Source organism: Helicobacter ganmani (assembly GCF_003364315.1).
GTDB lineage: Bacteria > Campylobacterota > Campylobacteria > Campylobacterales > Helicobacteraceae > Helicobacter_D > Helicobacter_D ganmani.
The window spans coordinates 17,160-36,309 of record NZ_NXLS01000008.1 but is presented as its reverse complement, the minus strand read 5'-3'; the positions used below and the strand labels follow the sequence as shown (position 1 = coordinate 36,309).

General features: G+C 37.9%; 15 protein-coding genes and 5 tRNA genes. 19 read left to right on the top strand and 1 reads right to left on the bottom strand.

Annotated elements, in window-relative coordinates; all coding sequences use genetic code 11:
• Positions 1-80 precede the first annotated feature (80 nt).
• The 19 genes from CQA43_RS07520 (at position 81) to CQA43_RS07435 (ending at position 17,744) form a co-directional block, all read left to right on the top strand.
• Positions 81-156 (top strand) — tRNA-Thr (locus tag CQA43_RS07520).
• 55 nt (positions 157-211) lie between these two features.
• Positions 212-296 (top strand) — tRNA-Tyr (locus CQA43_RS07515).
• A 7-nt stretch (positions 297-303) separates the two neighbouring features.
• Positions 304-380: transfer RNA gene (locus CQA43_RS07510), tRNA-Gly, on the top strand.
• A gap of 59 nt (positions 381-439) precedes the next feature.
• Positions 440-514: transfer RNA gene (locus CQA43_RS07505), tRNA-Thr, on the top strand.
• Positions 505-633 carry a hypothetical protein gene (locus tag CQA43_RS09925; RefSeq protein ID WP_281270116.1) on the top strand — a complete coding sequence of 43 codons (129 nt, stop codon included), beginning with the start codon at positions 505-507 and terminating at the stop codon, positions 631-633. Before CQA43_RS07505 ends, CQA43_RS09925 begins: the two co-directional genes overlap by 10 nt.
• Positions 626-1,825: an elongation factor Tu gene (tuf, locus tag CQA43_RS07500; RefSeq protein ID WP_115551984.1), complete on the top strand. Its 1,200-nt coding sequence runs from the start codon at positions 626-628 to the stop codon at positions 1,823-1,825. Before CQA43_RS09925 ends, tuf begins: the two co-directional genes overlap by 8 nt.
• Before the next feature lie 8 nt (positions 1,826-1,833).
• A complete protein-coding gene (gene rpmG / locus CQA43_RS07495; protein ID WP_034290214.1) occupies positions 1,834-2,004 on the top strand; it encodes a 50S ribosomal protein L33 in 171 nt (56 codons plus the stop codon).
• A gap of 32 nt (positions 2,005-2,036) precedes the next feature.
• Positions 2,037-2,112, top strand: a tRNA-Trp gene (locus tag CQA43_RS07490).
• 30 nt (positions 2,113-2,142) lie between these two features.
• The gene (secE, locus tag CQA43_RS07485) at positions 2,143-2,322 is read left to right on the top strand and encodes a preprotein translocase subunit SecE (protein WP_026944110.1); all 180 of its coding nucleotides are present in this window, start codon (positions 2,143-2,145) and stop codon (positions 2,320-2,322) included.
• 23 nt (positions 2,323-2,345) lie between these two features.
• Positions 2,346-2,870, top strand: coding sequence for a transcription termination/antitermination protein NusG (gene nusG / locus CQA43_RS07480; RefSeq protein WP_181881664.1), 525 nt, complete (start codon positions 2,346-2,348; stop codon positions 2,868-2,870).
• 23 nt (positions 2,871-2,893) lie between these two features.
• Positions 2,894-3,319 (top strand): 50S ribosomal protein L11, encoded by a 426-nt coding sequence (rplK, locus tag CQA43_RS07475; RefSeq protein WP_006802142.1) that lies wholly within the window; start codon positions 2,894-2,896, stop codon positions 3,317-3,319.
• Positions 3,320-3,342: 23 nt separating this feature from the next.
• On the top strand, positions 3,343-4,047 hold the full coding sequence (gene rplA / locus CQA43_RS07470) for a 50S ribosomal protein L1 (protein ID WP_115551982.1): 705 nt from the start codon (positions 3,343-3,345) through the stop codon (positions 4,045-4,047).
• Between the two features lie 93 nt (positions 4,048-4,140).
• Entirely contained in the window at positions 4,141-4,620 is a 480-nt protein-coding gene (gene rplJ, locus CQA43_RS07465) for a 50S ribosomal protein L10 (RefSeq protein ID WP_115551981.1), read from the top strand.
• Between the two features lie 20 nt (positions 4,621-4,640).
• Positions 4,641-5,015, top strand: coding sequence for a 50S ribosomal protein L7/L12 (gene rplL / locus CQA43_RS07460; protein WP_115551980.1), 375 nt, complete (start codon positions 4,641-4,643; stop codon positions 5,013-5,015).
• Positions 5,016-5,084: 69 nt separating this feature from the next.
• A complete protein-coding gene (locus CQA43_RS07455) occupies positions 5,085-13,730 on the top strand; it encodes a DNA-directed RNA polymerase subunit beta/beta' (protein WP_181881659.1) in 8,646 nt (2,881 codons plus the stop codon).
• A gap of 107 nt (positions 13,731-13,837) precedes the next feature.
• Positions 13,838-14,230 (top strand): 30S ribosomal protein S12, encoded by a 393-nt coding sequence (gene rpsL, locus CQA43_RS07450; protein ID WP_026944116.1) that lies wholly within the window; start codon positions 13,838-13,840, stop codon positions 14,228-14,230.
• Positions 14,230-14,697 carry a 30S ribosomal protein S7 gene (gene rpsG, locus CQA43_RS07445; protein WP_115551979.1) on the top strand — a complete coding sequence of 156 codons (468 nt, stop codon included), beginning with the start codon at positions 14,230-14,232 and terminating at the stop codon, positions 14,695-14,697. The genes rpsL and rpsG overlap by 1 nt, the downstream gene beginning before the upstream one ends.
• Before the next feature lie 90 nt (positions 14,698-14,787).
• On the top strand, positions 14,788-16,869 hold the full coding sequence (fusA, locus tag CQA43_RS07440) for an elongation factor G (protein WP_115551978.1): 2,082 nt from the start codon (positions 14,788-14,790) through the stop codon (positions 16,867-16,869).
• Between the two features lie 74 nt (positions 16,870-16,943).
• Entirely contained in the window at positions 16,944-17,744 is an 801-nt protein-coding gene (locus CQA43_RS07435) for a methyltransferase domain-containing protein (RefSeq protein ID WP_115551977.1), read from the top strand.
• Positions 17,745-18,129: 385 nt separating this feature from the next.
• Here the strand turns inward: CQA43_RS07435 and galE are convergent, their stop codons facing one another.
• Positions 18,130-19,146, bottom strand: a complete 1,017-nt coding sequence (gene galE / locus CQA43_RS07430; RefSeq protein ID WP_115551976.1) for a UDP-glucose 4-epimerase GalE — start codon at positions 19,144-19,146, stop codon at positions 18,130-18,132.
• Between the last annotated feature and the right edge of the window lie 4 nt (positions 19,147-19,150).

Sequence of the window (19,150 nt, the reverse complement as noted above, 5' to 3'; positions counted from 1 at the left end):
TAAATTTAAAACAAAAGTATTGACAATTAAAATAAAAAGTAGTAGAATCTCATCTCATTTTTATTTTTAAAATGTAGAGTGCTGGCGTAGCTCAGTTGGTAGAGCAGCTGCCTTGTAAGCAGCAGGCCGGGGGTTCGAGTCCCTTTGCCAGCTCCATAAATTTATATAATTTTTCAGTGTTTGACCAGTTTTTATGAATATTTAAAATTGGGGTGAGATACTCAAGTGGCCAACGAGGGCAGACTGTAAATCTGCTGTTTATGACTTCCGTGGTTCGAATCCACGTCTCACCACCATAGCCGTGCGGGAGTAGCTCAGTTGGCTAGAGCATCAGCCTTCCAAGCTGAGGGTCGCGGGTTCGAGCCCCGTTTCCCGCTCCATACTGGGAGCTGATTCTGCGAAATCTTTTTTAATCAGCAAGACACTTTTTAATTATTATGCCCATATAGCTCAGTGGCAGAGCACTTCCTTGGTAAGGAAGAGGTCGGCGGTTCAATCCCGCTTATGGGCTCCAGTTTTTCAAACATTAGTGATAGAATTGTAGAAAATGTTACGATTCTTAATTTTAAAATTGGTAAAAATAGTGTAGAATTACCGCTATTTAACTTAAATTTAGGAGAAGCTTATGGCTAAGGAAAAATACGTTAAGTCTAAACCTCATGTAAATATTGGAACAATTGGGCATGTTGACCACGGCAAAACAACTTTAAGTGCTGCGATTTCTGCTGTTCTATCCACAAAAGGTCTAGCAGAAATGAAAGATTATGATAATATTGATAACGCTCCAGAGGAAAAAGAGCGCGGTATTACCATTGCAACTTCACATATTGAGTATGAAACAGAAAAAAGACACTATGCACACGTAGATTGTCCCGGACACGCGGACTATGTTAAAAACATGATTACAGGTGCAGCGCAGATGGACGGCGCAATTCTAGTAGTTTCTGCTGCAGATGGTCCTATGCCACAAACAAGAGAGCATATCTTATTGTCTCGTCAAGTTGGTGTTCCTTATATTGTTGTTTTTATGAATAAACAAGATATGGTAGATGATGAAGAGTTGTTGGAGCTAGTAGAAATGGAAATCAGAGAACTTCTTTCAAGTTATGAGTTTCCCGGCGATGATACACCTATCGTAGCAGGTTCAGCACTTAAAGCACTAGAAGAAGCAAAATCAGGCACTCTAGGTGAATGGAGTGAAAAAATTATGAAACTTATGGACGCGGTAGATGAATATATCCCAACTCCTGTCCGTGAAACAGATAAAACTTTCTTGATGCCAATTGAAGATGTATTCTCTATTGCAGGTCGTGGAACTGTTGTTACAGGAAGAATCGAAAGAGGTATTGTAAAAGTTGGTGATGAAATTGAAATCGTAGGGATTCGTCCAACACAAAAAACAACCGTAACCGGTGTTGAAATGTTTAGAAAAGAGCTTGACCAAGGTGAAGCTGGAGATAATGTTGGAGTCTTGTTAAGAGGGACTAAAAAAGAAGAAGTTGAAAGAGGTATGGTTCTATGTAAGCCATCTTCTATTACTCCACATAAAAAATTTGAGGGTGAAATCTATGTTCTCTCTAAAGATGAGGGCGGAAGGCATACACCATTCTTTAATGGTTATAGACCACAATTTTATGTGAGAACAACAGATATTACAGGTTCTATTGCATTACCAGAGGGTGTAGAAATGGTAATGCCGGGTGATAACATTAAAATCACTGTTGAGTTAATCAATCCGATTGCACTTGAAGATGGAACACGTTTTGCGATTCGTGAAGGTGGTAGAACTGTGGGTGCAGGTGTTGTTACAAAAATTATTGAATAGGCTAAATTATGGCTAAAGGTAATCGTGTAAAAATCGGACTCAAATGCTCTGAATGCGGGGACATTAATTACAGCACTGTAAAAAATGCAAAAACCACAACAGAAAAACTGGAGCTTAAAAAGTTCTGCCCAAGATTAAACAAACATACAATTCACAAAGAAGTGAAATTGAAAAGCTAAGGGGTTTCTCCCTTGGCTATTTCAAACAGCATAGGTCAGTAGCTCCAATGGTAGAGCGTCGGTCTCCAAAACCGAATGTTGGGGGTTCGAGTCCCTCCTGGCCTGCCATTTTTGGAATAAAGAGAGACAAATAAAGTTATGAAAAAACTAATTACCTATTATAGATTATCCAAAGAAGAACTATCCAAAGTCATCTTTCCTACAAAAGAACAAGTGAGAAATGCTTTTATTTCTGTGATTGTTGTTGTAACGGTTATTGCTCTATTTTTGGCATTAGTTGATTTCATTCTTGGTAGTTTTGTTTCAAGTATTTTATAATTATTTAGGATTTGTTTATGGCATTGTATTGGTATGCGATTCAAACATATTTTGGTAGTGAACAAGCTGTAAAACGCGGAATAGAGAATCTCGTTAAAGAACATCATTTAGAAGAGAGACTTACAGATATTGTTGTCCCTACGGAAGATATTATTGAAGTAAAGAACAATAAGAAAAAAATTAGTGAGCGAAGTCTTTATCCGGGATATGTTTTTATTAAAGTAGATCTTGATACTGCCTTATGGCATACCATTCAATCTTTACCGAAAGTTAGTCGTTTCATCGGTGAGGCAAAGAAACCCACGCCTTTAAGTGAAGCAGACATTAATCATATTATTGAAAAAGTGCAGAATCGCGCAGCTCCCAAACCAAAAATCATTTTTGAAGCAGGAGAGGTTGTCCGCATTATTGAAGGTCCTTTTGCGAATTTCACAGGCACAGTGGAAGAATATGATATGGAACATAGAAAATTAAAACTCAATGTTTCCATCTTTGGTCGTAGCACACCTATTGAAATACTTTATTCACAAGTGGAAAAAATAGTTTAATAACTAAAAAACAAGGATAAGTTATGGCAAAAAAAATCATTGGCGAACTTAAGCTTCAAATCCCTGCTGGTAAAGCAAATCCATCTCCACCCGTAGGTCCAGCTCTAGGTCAACGCGGTGTGAATATTATGGAATTCTGTAAAGCATTTAATGAAAAAACAAAAGATATGGGAAATTTTAATATTCCTGTAATCATCACGGTTTATCAAGATAAAAGTTTTACATTTATCACAAAAAAACCTCCTGTTACGGATTTAATTAAAAAAGCAGCAGGAATCCAAAAAGGTTCTGACAATCCTCTGAAAAACAAAGTAGGAAAACTTACAAAAGCACAAGTTTTAGATATTGTTAAAACTAAAATGGACGATTTAAATGCAAACACAGAAGAAGCGGCAATTAAAATTGTTGAGGGAAGTGCTCGCAGTATGGGCATTGAAGTTGTAGATTAAATAGACGCGTTGGAGTATAAAATATGGCAAAAAAATTAACAAAAAGAATGCAAAATCTCATTAATAAAGTAGATTGCAAAAAAATATACGATATTACAACCGCTTCTGCAACAGTTAAATCTTTAGCATCGGCTAAATTTGATGAAACAGTTGAGGTTGCGTTGAGTTTAGGTGTTGATCCAAGACACGCAGATCAAATGATTCGTGGTGCGGTTGTTTTGCCTAATGGCACAGGTAAAAGTGTGCGTGTAGCAGTTTTTGCAAAAGGTGCTAAAGCAGATGAGGCAAAGGCGGCAGGTGCGGATGTAGTAGGAGATGAGGATTTGGCAGATCAAATCAAAAATGGGGATTTGAATTTTGATATGGTCATTGCGACACCAGATATGATGGCACTTGTGGGTAAAGTAGGTAGAATCCTAGGACCAAAAGGTTTGATGCCAAACCCCAAAACAGGCACTGTTACTATGGAAATTTCCAAAGCAGTTAGCAATGCAAAAAGTGGGCAAGTGAATTATCGTGTGGATAAAAAGGGTATTGTGCATGCTCCTGTTGGTAAAGCAAGTTTTGATGCAAAAAAACTTGAAGAAAATATTGTTGCATTGGTAAAAAACATCAACAAACAAAAACCTGCAAGTGCAAAAGGCAAATATATAAAAAATGCAACATTGTCTTTAACAATGAGTCCATCTTTAACATTAGATGCCCAAGCATTAATGGATTTAAAATAATTTATTCTTGTTTTTTATCTTAGACTAATGACTATGGGGGCAAACGCTTAAAATCTAACCCTATATAAGTCTTTCGTCTGAAAGGAGGTTAAAATGACAAAAGCAGAAAAAACTGCTCTAATTGAGAATCTTACAGCTGAATTTAAAGCATCTAATGCGATTGCAGTTTGTGATTATAAAGGATTGACTGTTAAGCAATTAGAAGTTTTAAGAGCAAATGCAAGAGAACAAAATGTAAAAGTTCATGTTATCAAAAATACGCTTGCATTGATTGCGCTTAAAAATTTCGGAGTAGAAGGATTAGAGCTAAAAGAGAATAATATTTTTGTTTGGGGAGAAGATCAAATTTCTTTAGCCAAAACAATTTGCAAATTCTCAGATTCTGTGGGTGGTAAGCTTGTAGTAAAATCAGGTTACTTTGAAGGTGAAATCGTAGATGCAAAACACATTGAAGCCGTTTCAAAACTACCATCTAAAGAAGAACTTATTGGTATGTTGTTGTCCGTTTGGACTGCTCCTGCTCGTTACTTTGTTACAGGGTTGGATAATTTACGCAAACAAAAAGAAGCATAATAAAATTTTAGGAGAAAATTATGGCAATTTCAAAAGAAGATGTATTAGATTATATCGGAAATCTTTCTGTTATGGAGCTTTCAGAACTTGTGAAAGCATTTGAAGAAAAATTTGGTGTATCTGCCGCACCAACCGTTGTAGCTGGTGCAGTTGCAGGTGGTGGAGCAGCTGCTGCTGAAGAAAAAACTGAATTTGATATCATCTTAACTGACAGCGGTGATAAAAAAATCAATGTTATCAAAGTTGTCCGTGAAGTAACAGGTCTTGGACTTAAAGAAGCAAAAGACGCAGTGGAAAAAACTCCATTTACCGTTAAAGAAGGCGTTAAGAAAGAAGATGCTGACGCAATCAAAGCTAAATTTGAAGAAGCAGGTGCTAAAGTCGAAATTAAATAATTTTAGGGAGATTCTATCTCCCTTTCATTTTTCTTCCAAAATTCTACATTGATATATGAGGTAATAAATATGCCAGTAAGTTTAAAATCCGGAAATAGATTAAGAGTTGATTTTACTAAAATCCCTCAAAACATTGCGGTTCCTAATTTGCTCCAATTACAAAGGAATAGTTATGACACTTTTTTAATGGCGCAAGATAATGGTGAATCTGGGATTGAAAAGGTGTTTAAATCTATTTTCCCAATACACGATGCACAAAATAGAATTAGCCTTGAATATGCGGGTTGTGAATATGGTAAGCCACGTTACACCGTTAGAGAGGCTATGGAGAGAGGTTTGACTTACTCAATTCCCTTGAAAATAAAAATCCGATTGGTGCTTTGGGAGAGAGATGAAAAGACAGGTGAGAAATTAGGTGTTAAAGACATTAAAGAGCAAAGCATTTTTGTGCGTGAGATTCCATTGATGACGGATAGGACGAGCTTTATTATTAATGGGGTAGAACGCGTAGTAGTTAATCAGCTGCATAGAAGCCCCGGTGTTATCTTTAAAGAAGAAGAATCCACAAGCACTTCAAACAAATTAGTCTATACAGGGCAAATTATCCCAGATAGAGGCTCTTGGCTCTATTTTGAATATGATGCAAAAGACACATTGTTCGTGCGTGTAAATAAGCGTAGAAAAGTACCTGTTACTATTCTATTTCGCGCATTGGGATATTCACGCCAAGATATTTTAAAGATGTTTTATCCGCTTTTAAATATCAAATCTAAAGCGGGTAAATATCTCATTGCATTTGACCCAGAGGAATTTGTGGGGCGCGTAGAATTTGATATTAAAGACCCTAAAGGCAATTTAATTATTGCAGCGGGCAAGCGATTAACTGCCAAAAAAGCAAAAGCACTCAAAGAAGAAAAACTCAATATGATTGAGTATCCAACAGAGATTCTTATGGAGCGTTATCTAGCAGAGCCAATCATTGACAAAGAGAGTGGAGAGATTTTATTTGACGCTTTGACATTGCTAGATGAAAGCAAGCTAAAAAAATTAGCGGAATTGAATATTAGTGATTTTGTGATTGCAAATGACTTAGCAGCAGGAGTAGATGCTTCTATTATTAACGCATTCATTGCTGATGCGGAATCTTTAAAGCTTTTGAAACAAACTGAAAAGATTGACAATGAAAACGACTTAGCTACGATTCGTATCTACAAAGTAATGCGTCCGGGTGAGCCTGTTACCAAAGAAGCGGCAAAGCAGTTTGTGCAACAATTATTTTTTGACCCTGAACGTTATGATTTGACGCGTGTTGGGCGAATGAAAATGAATCATAAACTAGACATTGGTGTGCCAGATTATGTAACGGTTCTTACGCACGAAGATATTATCAAAACTGTGCGCTATTTGATTCATGTCAAAAATGGACGCGGACGCATTGACGATAGGGACCATTTAGGAAATCGTAGAATCCGCGCAATTGGTGAATTATTGGCAAATGAATTGCACACAGGTTTGGTTAAAATGCAAAAAGCAATTCGTGATAAGCTCTCTACAATCAGCACAGGATTGGAAGATCTTATGCCGCACGATTTAGTGAATTCCAAAATGATAACTAGCACAATTTTAGAGTTTTTCACCGGAGGACAACTTTCACAATTTATGGATCAAACTAATCCTCTTTCTGAAGTAACACACAAAAGGAGACTTTCTGCTTTAGGTGAGGGTGGTTTAGTAAAAGAAAGAGCAGGATTTGAAGTGCGAGATGTGCATCCAACACATTATGGTAGAATCTGCCCAATTGAAACTCCAGAAGGGCAGAATATCGGTTTGATTAATACACTTTCAACCTATGCCAAAGTCAATGAGCTAGGATTCATTGAAGCACCTTATCGTAAAGTGGTAGATGGCAAGGTAACTGATGAGATTGTTTATCTTACTGCTACACAAGAAGAGGGTGCGGTAATTGCGCCTGCAAGCACAATATTGACAAATAATCAAACAATTAAAGAAGAAATGATTGAAGTCAGAAAAGATGGCGAAATTGTGTTAATGGAATCCAAAAAAGTGGATTTGATTGACTTAAGTCCTAGAATGGTAGTTGGGGTAGCTGCAAGCTTGATTCCATTCTTAGAACACGATGACGCAAACCGCGCGTTAATGGGTTCAAATATGCAACGTCAAGCGGTGCCTCTTTTGTGCCCAGATGCTCCAGTGGTTGGCACAGGGATTGAAAAAATTGTCTCAAGAGATTCTTGGGAGGCAACAAAAGCTACGAGAGCAGGAATTGTAGAAAAAGTAGATGCCAAAAATATTTATGTTTTAGGCGAGGACGAAAATGGTGCGTTTATTGACCATTATTCCTTGCAAAAAAACTTGCGCACAAACCAAAATACCTCTTTTTCCCAACGTCCAATCGTCAAAGCAGGCGATTGTGTAGAAGTTGGGCAAGTCATTGCAGATGGTCCAAATATGGACCAAGGTGAGTTAGCGTTGGGAAAAAATATTCGTGTTGCCTTTATGCCGTGGAATGGATATAACTTTGAAGATGCAATCGTAGTAAGTGAGAAATTGATTCGTAACGATGCATTTACTTCTATTCATATTTATGAAAAAGAAATTGAAGCAAGAGAATTAAAGCACGGGGTAGAGGAAATCACAAGAGATATTCCAAATATTCGCGAAGAAGAGCTTGCACACCTAGATGAAAGTGGAATCGTAAAAATTGGAACTTATGTTAGCGGCGGAATGATTCTAGTTGGTAAAGCATCTCCTAAAGGCGAAGTGAAGCCAACTCCTGAAGAGCGTTTATTGCGGGCAATTTTTGGTGAAAAAGCCGGACATGTTGTCAATAAATCTCTTTATTGTCCCCCAAGTTTAGAGGGAACGGTAGTTGATGTTAAGATTTTCACAAAAAAAGGCTATGACAAAGACCGCCGTGCAGTCGTTGCCTATGAGGAAGAAAAAGCGCGTTTAGATTTGGAGCATCACGATAAGCTATTGATGCTTGATAGAGAGGAATCTTTGCGCATTGGCTCTATTCTTTCAAAAGAAAAATTAATTAGTGCAGCGAAAATAGGAGATAAAGAATATAAAAAAGGTGGAGTGATTCCAAAGGCTGATTTAGAAAATGTCAATCGTTTTGCTATGGGGACATTAATTAAAAGTTATTCCAAAGAAATTCAAAACAAATATGATGCACTCAAAAGCAATTTCTTAGAGCAGAAAAAAAGCTTGAGTGAGGAGCATGAAGAAAAACTTTCTATCATTGAAAAAGATGATATTTTGCCAAGTGGAGTTGTCAAGCTTGTAAAAATCTATGTCGCAACCAAACGCAAATTAAAAGTGGGTGATAAAATGGCGGGAAGACATGGTAACAAAGGGATTGTTTCTAATATTGTTCCAGAAGTAGATATGCCCTATACTAAAGATGGTCGTCCTGTGGAAATCGTGCTTAATCCTCTTGGTGTGCCTAGTCGTATGAATATCGGACAAATCCTAGAAGTGCATTTGGGACTAGTAGGCAAACAACTAGGTGAGCAAATCACAAATGTTTTTGAAGGCGAAAAAAGCAAATGGGTAAGTGAGCTAAGAGCCAAAATGCAAGAAATTGCTGAAAATTCAGATATGAAAAGTCCTAAAGCATTTTTGGAAAAATTAAGTGATGAGGAGTTATTGAGTTTCGCGAGAGATTGGAGCAAAGGTGTGAAGTTTGCAACACCTGTTTTTGAGGGCGTAAATGCACAAGAGTTTGAAAAGCTCTTCGCTCTTGCAAAAATTGATAGTGATGGCAAAACAGAGCTTTACGATGGGCGCACAGGTGAGAAAATGATGGAACGCGTGAATGTGGGATATATGTATATGCTCAAACTCCACCATCTAGTAGATGAAAAAGTCCATGCAAGAAGCACAGGACCTTATAGTCTTGTAACGCAACAACCAGTCGGAGGAAAAGCACTCTTTGGAGGACAAAGGTTCGGCGAAATGGAAGTTTGGGCATTAGAAGCTTATGGTGCGGCTCATACTCTTAAAGAAATGCTTACGATTAAATCTGATGATGTAGAAGGGCGAGTGAAAGCCTATAAAGCAATCACAAGAGGAGAGGCGGTCAAAGAATCAGAGATTCCAGAAACTTTCTATGTCTTGACAAAAGAACTTCAAAGTTTGGCATTAGATGTGAATGTATTTGCAAAGAATAAAGAGGGTATTGATGAAGTTGTAACTATCAAAGAGGATAACCGACCAAGTGATTTTAATGCTTTTCAACTCTTGCTTGCAAGCCCAGAAAAGATTCGTAGTTGGAGTAATGGTGAAGTGAAAAAACCGGAGACGATTAATTACCGCACCTTAAAACCTGAACGTGATGGATTGTTCTGCGCCAAAATCTTTGGACCTGTTAGAGACTATGAGTGTTTATGTGGAAAATACAAGAAAATGCGCTATAAAGGAATTGTATGTGAGAAGTGTGGCGTGGAAGTAACAAGCTCTAAAGTGCGCCGCTCAAGAATGGGACACATTGAGCTTGTAACGCCTGTTGCGCATATTTGGTATGTTAATTCGCTTCCTAGTAGAATCGGAACTCTACTTGGTGTGAAAATGAAAGACTTAGAACGTGTTTTGTATTATGAGGCTTATATTGTGAAAGAGTCAGGTGAAGCCTATTATGACAATGAGGGAACAAAGCCTGTTGCTAAATACGATGTATTAAACGAGGAACAATACCAAAGCTTATCACAGAGATTTGAGCATACGGGATTCGTTGCACAAATGGGCGGCGAAGCAGTGAAAGATTTGCTTGAGGGTATTGATTTGGTAGATTTGATTGCCGAATTAAAAGAAGCCATTAAGGCGACGAATTCCGAAGCGAAAAAGAAAACAATCATCAAGCGTCTCAAAGTGGTAGAAAGTTTCGTAGTCTCCGGTGGACAGAATCGTCCCGAATGGATGATGCTCACTGTTTTGCCTGTGTTGCCGCCAGATTTGCGTCCATTGGTTGCGTTAGATGGAGGGAAATTTGCAGTAAGCGATGTTAATGACCTTTATCGTCGCGTGATTAACCGCAATCAGAGGTTGAAACGCCTCATTGAATTAGACGCACCAGAAATTATTGTGCGCAACGAAAAAAGAATGTTGCAAGAATCTGTTGATGCGCTTTTTGATAATGGTAGAAATGCAAATGCTGTTAAAGGCGCGAATAAACGCCCATTGAAATCGCTTTCAGAAATTATTAAAGGCAAGCAAGGGCGATTCCGCCAAAATCTACTTGGAAAACGTGTAGATTTCTCCGGACGTTCCGTTATTGTTGTAGGACCAAATTTACGAATGGATCAGTGTGGATTGCCTAAAAATATGGCATTAGAACTCTTTAAACCACATATTTTGGCAAAATTAGAGGAAAAGGGTTATGCAACAACTTTAAAGCAAGCTAAGAAAATGATTGAACAAAAAACCAATGAAGTATGGGAAAGCTTGCAAGAAATTGTTATGAATTACCCAATTATGTTGAATCGTGCGCCAACCTTGCATAAGCAATCTATTCAAGCATTCCACCCAAAACTCATTGATGGAAAGGCGATTCAGCTTCACCCATTAGTGTGTGCAGCATTTAATGCGGACTTTGATGGCGACCAAATGGCAGTGCATGTGCCACTTTCTCAAGAGGCAATTACAGAATGTAAGCTTTTGATGTTAAGCTCTATGAATATTTTGTTACCTGCAAGCGGTAAAGCAGTTACCGTGCCTAGCCAAGATATGGTTTTAGGGCTTTATTATCTCTCTTTAGCGAAAGAAGATTCCAAAGGTGAGCATAAGTTGTTCTCCAATATTGACCAAATCCATATTGCTTTAGAAGCAGGTGTAGTGGAAGTTGGTTCTAAAGTACGTGCATTTGTAGAGGATAGAATCATTAATACAACGATTGGTAGAATGATTTTAAAATCTATTTTGCCTGATTTTGTGCCTGTACATTTGTGGAATAAGGTTCTTAAGAAAAAAGACATTGCAGCTTTGATTGATTATGTGTATAAAGAGGGTGGTGTAGGGATTACCGCAAGTTTCTTGGATAATCTTAAAAATTTAGGATTCAAATACGCAACTAAGGCTGGAATCTCGATTTCGGCAGATGATATTATCGTGCCAGACAATAAGAATAAAGTCGTAGAGGGGGCGAAGAAAAAAGTCAAAGATATTCAAGCGCAATTTGGAGCAGGTTTATTAACCGAACAAGAACGTTATAATAAAATTATTGATGTTTGGACGGATACCAATAATGCGCTAGGCAATGAAATGATGAAGCTAATTGAAAACGATAAAGCAGGCTTTAACTCTATTTATATGATGGCAGATTCTGGTGCGAGAGGTAGTGCAGGGCAGATTAGACAGCTTTCTGCAATGCGGGGATTGATGGCAAAACCCGATGGAACAATCATTGAAACGCCCATTACCTCAAACTTCAAAGAGGGTTTGAATGTGCTAGAATACTTTATTTCTACACACGGGGCGCGTAAAGGTTTAGCGGATACCGCTTTGAAAACTGCAAATGCGGGGTATTTGACGAGAAAACTCATTGATGTAAGTCAGAATGTTAAAGTTGTAGCAGATGATTGTGGCACCAATGAGGGGATTGAGATTACTGATATTACCGTCGGTAGTGAATTGATTGAACCGCTAGAGGAAAGAATTTTTGGGCGCGTCATCGCAGAAAATATCATTGACCCTATCACAAATGAGGTATTAATCGGCGAAGGCACAATGATTGATGAGGAAAAAGCGCGCAAGGTTAAAGAAGCAGGAGTGAAATCTGTAATTATTCGCACGCCTGTTACTTGTAAAGCTGAAAAGGGTGTGTGTGCAAAATGCTATGGTTTGAATCTTGGAGAATCTAAGATTTCTAAAATCGGCGAGGCGGTGGGCGTAGTTGCTGCACAATCTATTGGTGAGCCCGGAACGCAGCTGACGCTAAGAACTTTCCATATCGGTGGAACAGCAAGCAGAAGCCAAGAAGAACATCAAGTTATTGCGGATAAAGAGGGTTTTATTCGTTATTATAATGTCAAAACCTATAAGAATCGTGAGGGTAAAACGATTGTTTCCAATAGAAGAAATGCCGCGATTTTGCTTGTAGAGCCGAAAATCAAAGCTCCATTTGAGGGAGAATTAAAAGTAGATGTTGTGCATGATGAGGTGATTGTTTCAGTTATTGGTGAGAAAGAAACTGCAAAATTTACGCTTAGAAAATCCGATGTTGCAAAACCAAGTGAGTTAGCAGGGGTTACAGGCAAGATTGAAGGGAAATTCTATATTCCTTATTCCAGCGGGCATTATGTGCGTGATGAGGGAAGTATCGTAGATATTATCAAAGATAGTTGGAATATTCCCAACCGAATCTCTTATGCAAGTGATTTAAAAGTAGAGGACAATGCACCTATTACACAAAAAATCTATGCAAGGGAAGAAGGAATTGTAAAATATTATTATTTGCAGGGCGACCATTTGGAGAGATACCGCGCACTAGAAAAAGGTGAAGAAATCACTGAAAAAGGTGTTTTTGCTGTAATTGCTGATGAGTATGACCAAGAAGCAGCGCGTCATTATATTGCAAGGGGTTCTATTATTGAAGTTCAAGATAACCAAAGTGTGGAGAAAAATACATTAATTGCTAAGCCAAAAAGTGATGAACATATCGTTGTCGCGGATTGGGACCCTTATTCTAATCCAATTATTGCAGAGGAAGCGGGAACGATTAAGTTTGAAGATATTATTCCCGGACTTACGGTGTCAGAACAAACTGATGAGCTTACGGGTCAAACACGATTGGTAGTAAATGAATACATTGCAAGTGCGCATAAGCCAACTCTTGTTTTATCCACTGCAAATGGTGGGTTGATTCGTTATGCCTTAGACCCGAAAACTGCGATTTTCATTTCTGATGGTGCAAAAGTAGAAATGGCAGATATTCTAGCTAAAACGCCAAAAGCCCTTGTAAAATCTAAAGATATTACAGGAGGTTTGCCGAGAGTTTCTGAATTGTTTGAAGCAAGAAAACCAAAAGACCCTGCGGTATTAGCGGAGATTGACGGAATCGTAAGCTATGGTAAGCCTATTCGTGGTAAAGAAAGAATTATTATCACAGCAAATGACGGCAGAATCGCAGAGTATTTGATTGATAAATCTAAGCAGATTCTTGTTTATGAGGGAGAATTTGTCCATGCGGGTGAAGCTATAACAGAGGGAATTGTTGCAAGTCAGGATATTTTGCGTATCGGCGGAGAGAAAGAGTTGTATAAATACATTGTGAGTGAGGTGCAGCAAGTCTATCGGCGACAAGGGGTTAGTATTGCAGATAAACATATTGAAATTATCGTGTCTCAAATGTTAAGACAAGTCAAGATTTATGATAGTGGTAACACAAAATTCATTGAGGGAGATTTGGTAAGTAAGCGACATTTCAGAGAAGAAAATGCTCGCATTATTAGAATGGGAGGAATCCCAGCAATTGCTGAACCAGTGTTGTTGGGAATCACGCGTGCCGCAATTGGTAGTGATTCTGTGATTTCAGCAGCATCATTCCAAGAAACAACAAAAGTCCTCACAGAAGCAAGCATTGCGGCAAAAATTGACCATTTAGAGGATTTAAAAGAAAATATTGTATTGGGTCGTATGATTCCGGTCGGAACAGGAATTTACAAAGGTAAAAAAGTTAAAATTAAAGAAAGCTAAAGGCGAATTAAGGTTATTTCAACCTTAATTTAAGTAAGAATAAAGTGTGATTTGCTTATAATCCGCTTCATTTTCTCTATTAAAACCATTTTAGGAAGGAAAGACAAGTGCCAACTATTAATCAGTTGATTAGAAAAGAACGAAAAAAAGTTATCAAGAAATCAAAGTCTCCAGCTTTGGTAGTTTGCCCTCAAAGAAGAGGAGTTTGTACTCGTGTTTATACAACAACACCTAAAAAACCTAACTCTGCGTTAAGAAAAGTTGCAAAAGTTAGATTGACAAGTGGCTTTGAAGTGATTAGCTACATTCCCGGTGAGGGGCATAATTTGCAAGAACACTCCATTGTATTGATTCGTGGGGGTAGGGTAAAAGACTTACCGGGCGTAAAATATCATATTATCCGTGGCGCATTGGATACTGCAGGAGTAGCAAAACGCACAGTTTCGCGTAGTAAGTATGGGGCAAAAAAAGCAAAGGGTGATGCAGGAGGTAAAAAATAATGAGAAGAAGAAAGGCACCACAACGAGAAGTATTGGGAGATCCAATCTATAATAATATTATTGTAACAAAATTCATCAATAAAATGATGTATGATGGCAAGAAAAGTGTTGCAGAAAAAATCATTTATGCAACCTTTGCAAAGATTGAAGAAAAAACAAAAGAAAAAGGGATTGAAACCTTTGAAAAAGCATTAGAAAAAGTTAAGCCACTTGTAGAAGTGCGAAGCCGACGCGTAGGAGGCGCGACTTATCAAGTACCTGTGGAAGTTCGTCCTGCAAGGCAACAATCCTTGTCTATTCGCTGGTTATTGGATTCTGCTAGAAAAAGAAATGAACGCACGATGATTGATAGATTGGCAAATGAACTTATTGATGCTGCAAATGAGCGCGGTGCAGCATTTAAGAAAAAAGAAGATGTGCATAAAATGGCTGAAGCGAACAAAGCTTTTGCGCATTATCGCTGGTAAAATAAATTATGTTTTTAAGGGGTTTTTCCAAGATTCCTTAAAAATTCTACTAAATCTCAAACTCAAATTTTCTTTGTATAAGGATTAACAATGGCAAGAAAAACCCCGTTAAATAAAATTAGAAATATTGGAATTGCAGCGCACATTGATGCGGGTAAAACAACGACTTCAGAAAGAATCTTATTCTATACAGGTGTAAGCCACAAAATTGGTGAAGTGCATGATGGTGCAGCGACAATGGACTGGATGGAACAAGAAAGAGAACGTGGAATTACGATTACTTCCGCCGCAACCACTTGTTTTTGGAAAGATTATCAAATCAACTTAATTGACACTCCCGGACACGTGGATTTTACGATTGAAGTTGAACGCTCTATGCGCGTTCTTGATGGTGCAGTTGCAGTTTTTTGTTCTGTGGGTGGCGTGCAACCTCAAAGTGAAACCGTTTGGCGTCAAGCAAATAAATATGGTGTTCCTAGAATTGTTTTTGTTAATAAAATGGATAGAATTGGTGCAAATTTCTACAATGTAGAATCTCAAATTGCAACAAGATTAAAGGCAAAGCCTGTGCCACTTGTGATTCCAATTGGAGCAGAGGATAATTTCAAAGGAGTTGTAGATTTAATCACAATGAAAGCTATTGTTTGGAATGATGAATCTATGGGTGCTAAATATGATATTGAAGAGATTCCAGCAGAATTAGTAGCAAAAGCAGAGGAATACCGCGAAAAATTACTAGAATCTGTCGCAGAACAAGACGAAGCAACAATGGAAAAATATCTAGGTGGGGAAACCTTGAGTGTGGAGGAAATCAAAGCAGGAATTAAAAAAGGTTGTCTTGCAATGGAAATCGTTCCAATGCTCTGTGGCTCAAGCTTCAAAAATAAAGGCGTTCAAACCCTTCTTGACGCTGTCGTAGAATATTTACCTGCCCCAACAGAAGTTGCAGACATTCGTGGCGTAGACCCAAAAGATGAAGAAAAAGAATTGTTTGTTAAATCCACAGATGATGGAGAGTTTGCAGGTTTGGCATTCAAAATTATGACAGACCCTTTTGTAGGACAATTAACATTTGTGCGCGTTTATCGCGGTAGTTTAGAATCTGGAAGCTATGTTCTAAACTCTACTAAAGGCAAAAAAGAACGTGTAGGAAGATTGCTCAAAATGCACTCCAACAAACGTGAGGACATCAAAGAAGTCTATGCAGGCGAAATTTGTGCTTTTGTGGGATTGAAAGAAACCTTGACAGGAGATACACTCTGTTCAGAAAAAGAACCGGTTGTATTGGAGAGAATGGAATTCCCAGACCCTGTTATTTCTATTGCAGTAGAACCAAAAACAAAAGCAGACCAAGAAAAAATGGCTTTGGCTCTTGCAAAACTTGCTGAAGAAGACCCAAGCTTTAAAGTACATACAGATGAGGAATCTGGACAAACAATTATTTCGGGAATGGGTGAATTGCACTTAGAAATTATTGTGGATAGGCTCAAAAGAGAATTTAAAGTAGAAGCAGAAGTGGGACAACCGCAAGTTGCATTCCGCGAAACAATTCGCCAAAGCGTGGAACAAGAGTGCAAATACGCAAAACAATCCGGTGGGCGCGGACAATATGGACATGTCTTTATCAAGCTTGAACCTCAAGAGCCGGGCAAAGGTTATGAGTTTGTCAATAACATTAGTGGGGGTGTGATTCCAAAAGAATATATCCCAGCGGTAGATAAAGGGATTCAGGAATCTATGCAAAATGGTGTTTTGGCAGGTTATCCTGTGGTAGATTTCAAAGTTACGCTCTTTGATGGTAGTTACCACGATGTGGATTCTTCTGAAATGGCATTTAAAATCGCAGGTTCTATGGCTTTTAAAGACGCTTGCCGCAAAGCGGGTGCAGTTTTGTTGGAGCCGATGATGAAAGTAGAAGTGGAAGTACCTGAAGAATATATGGGTGATGTGATTGGGGACTTGAATCGCAGACGAGGGCAAATTAATTCTATGGACGATAGAATGGGTTTAAAAATCGTGAATGCGTTCGTTCCTCTAGCAGAAATGTTTGGTTATTCTACGGATTTGCGTTCAGCAACTCAAGGACGCGGGACTTATACAATGGAGTTTGACCATTATGGTGAAGTGCCAAACAACATTTCCAAAGAAATTATGGAGAAAAGAAACGGCTAAACTTGTGATTCCAACTCTAAAGTTGGATAAGCCGACAATAAGGAAAAGAATGAATTTGTTAAGATTTTGGAAAATTGCTAAAAAAAGACTGCGGGGGGGGGGGCTTTTATTTAGATAAAATCTCTTCTAAACTAGATACAATAGAATTTCAAAATCAAAATTTAATACGTGAGATTGCCTTACTCAAAGGCGAGATTGCGAAAAATCATAAAAAATTTACCACACTTGAAAAAGACATTGTCCTTTTGAAAAATATCCTGCTAGACCAAAGCAACAATAAACTCACACAAGTTTTTAATACAATCTATGAAACAAACGCTTGGGGCTATGGTAGTGGCAGTGGTTCTAATGAAAACCTTTGTAAAGGTTATGTGCAGTTTTTGCAACAATTTTTTCAAAGAAATAATATCAAAAGTATTGTAGATATTGGTTGTGGGGATTGGCAATTTTCTAAAAATATCAACTTTGATGGTATTCTTTATAAGGGCTATGATGTTGCAAGTTTTGTTGTGGATAGGAATCTCTCAAAATATAAGAAATCTAATATTGACTTTATCCATTACAATGGAGATTTTTCCGTATTACCTAAAGCGGATTTGGCAATCTGCAAAGATGTTTTACAGCATTTACCAAATCATAACATTAGACAATTTATTGATAATCTCTCCAAATACAAATATGTTCTTATTGCAAACGACATTGGGCTTGCGGGTGAAAATAATGATATTTTGCTAGATGTTTATGCGTATAGAAGTTTAGATTTGAGGAGTGAGCCTTTTAATCTCCCTTTGGAAGTCGTCTTTGAATTTATCCGACAACCAAGAGAGCCAAACATTGCAGTGATGTTGTGGAAAAATCCAAATCTTGTTGTATGATAATTTTTATCATCAGAGGATATGGTGTCTTATTGGTGTTCGCAAGGAGGAGGGCGATTTTTTGTTATTGCGAGATTCCAAAAGGAATCGTGGCAATCAACAATCTTGAATTAATAACAGCACGGAATTCGTCATTGTAAGAGATTTACCTCATGGCGTGCGTTGTGTCAGTAGCTCACCAGCTTCAGTGTAAATCTATAATTTTGCATAAATAAAATTTATTATAGAATCTATAAAGATTTAAAATAGAATTTAGATTGTAGATTTACAAGATTATGGATTGCTTTGGCTAAAGCTTTGCAAGAGCGAATTGAAAAGGATAAATTGATATGTTATGGCAAGACTTGGTTTATTAAGTCGTAGCGCACGACTTGTGAAGTAGTTTTCAAGTTTGTAACTTTTCCTCCCAAAGATACGCACTCCTGCAAATCATTTCTAGTTGATTGAATTGGGGTTGCCATTTGGTTTTGGATAAAATCTTGTGATTATCGCTTACGAGCACACTAGGGTCTCCCTCGCGTCTCTTTGCGGATTCTACAACAAAATCTTTACCGCTTACTTTTTTGACACAATCAATCACTTCTTTTACGCTAAAGCCTTTTCCATAGCCTACATTATAAATTTCAGAGGTTTGCGATTCTAGCAGAGATTGCAAGGCAAAGAAATGTGCGCTTGCCAAGTCATCAATATGAATATAATCCCGAATGCAAGTGCCGTCCCTCGTCTCATAATCACTCCCAAAAATCTGCATTTTTGCGCGTTTATTTGTTGCACATTCACAAGCGACTTTAATAAGATGTGTTGCATTTTTTGTTCTTTGTCCCAAAGCTCCTTGTTTGTCCATTAATGCACCTGCGACATTGAAATAGCGCAGAATCACGCTTTTGAAATTTGGATTTGCAACTTGTAAAGCATACAAAATTTTCTCAATCATTAGTTTGGATTCTCCATAAGGATTGATGGGATTTGGAATCGCACTTTCTTGAATTGGAGAGTGTTCTTTTGGCTCACCATAGACTGCGGCGGTAGAGCTAAAGAGAAATTTGTTGATAGCAAATTTTTGTGTAATTTGCAAAAGATTGGTTGTATTAGTAACATTGTTTTGAAAATATTTTAGCGGATTTTGCACAGATTCTTGCACAATGAGGCTTGCAGCAAAATGAATGATTGCGTCAAAGCAGCAAGATTTGAGGACATTTTCTAAAGCCATAGAATCGCCCAAATCCCCTTGTACAAATTCCACTCTTTGAGGAAAGGTTTGCATTAGAAATTCTACATTTTCTCTAAAACCACTACTTAAATTATCAAAAATCACGATTTTGCAATCACTATTTTTCAAAAAATAATATGCTGTATGTGAGCCAATATAACCTGCTGCGCCGGTAAAAAAATAAATTTGCATTCAT

Bases quoted from the DNA above. Each gene is read 5' to 3' on its own strand.
- CQA43_RS09925 (WP_281270116.1), top strand. From the start codon at position 505: ATGGGCTCCAGTTTTTCAAACATTAGTGATAGAATTGTAGAAAATGTT.
- tuf (WP_115551984.1), top strand. From the start codon at position 626: ATGGCTAAGGAAAAATACGTTAAGTCTAAACCTCATGTAAATATTGGA.
- rpmG (WP_034290214.1), top strand. From the start codon at position 1,834: ATGGCTAAAGGTAATCGTGTAAAAATCGGACTCAAATGCTCTGAATGC.
- secE (WP_026944110.1), top strand. From the start codon at position 2,143: ATGAAAAAACTAATTACCTATTATAGATTATCCAAAGAAGAACTATCC.
- rplK (WP_006802142.1), top strand. From the start codon at position 2,894: ATGGCAAAAAAAATCATTGGCGAACTTAAGCTTCAAATCCCTGCTGGT.
- rplA (WP_115551982.1), top strand. From the start codon at position 3,343: ATGGCAAAAAAATTAACAAAAAGAATGCAAAATCTCATTAATAAAGTA.
- rplJ (WP_115551981.1), top strand. From the start codon at position 4,141: ATGACAAAAGCAGAAAAAACTGCTCTAATTGAGAATCTTACAGCTGAA.
- rplL (WP_115551980.1), top strand. From the start codon at position 4,641: ATGGCAATTTCAAAAGAAGATGTATTAGATTATATCGGAAATCTTTCT.
- CQA43_RS07455 (WP_181881659.1), top strand. From the start codon at position 5,085: ATGCCAGTAAGTTTAAAATCCGGAAATAGATTAAGAGTTGATTTTACT.
- rpsG (WP_115551979.1), top strand. From the start codon at position 14,230: ATGAGAAGAAGAAAGGCACCACAACGAGAAGTATTGGGAGATCCAATC.
- fusA (WP_115551978.1), top strand. From the start codon at position 14,788: ATGGCAAGAAAAACCCCGTTAAATAAAATTAGAAATATTGGAATTGCA.
- galE (WP_115551976.1), bottom strand. From the start codon at position 19,146: ATGCAAATTTATTTTTTTACCGGCGCAGCAGGTTATATTGGCTCACAT.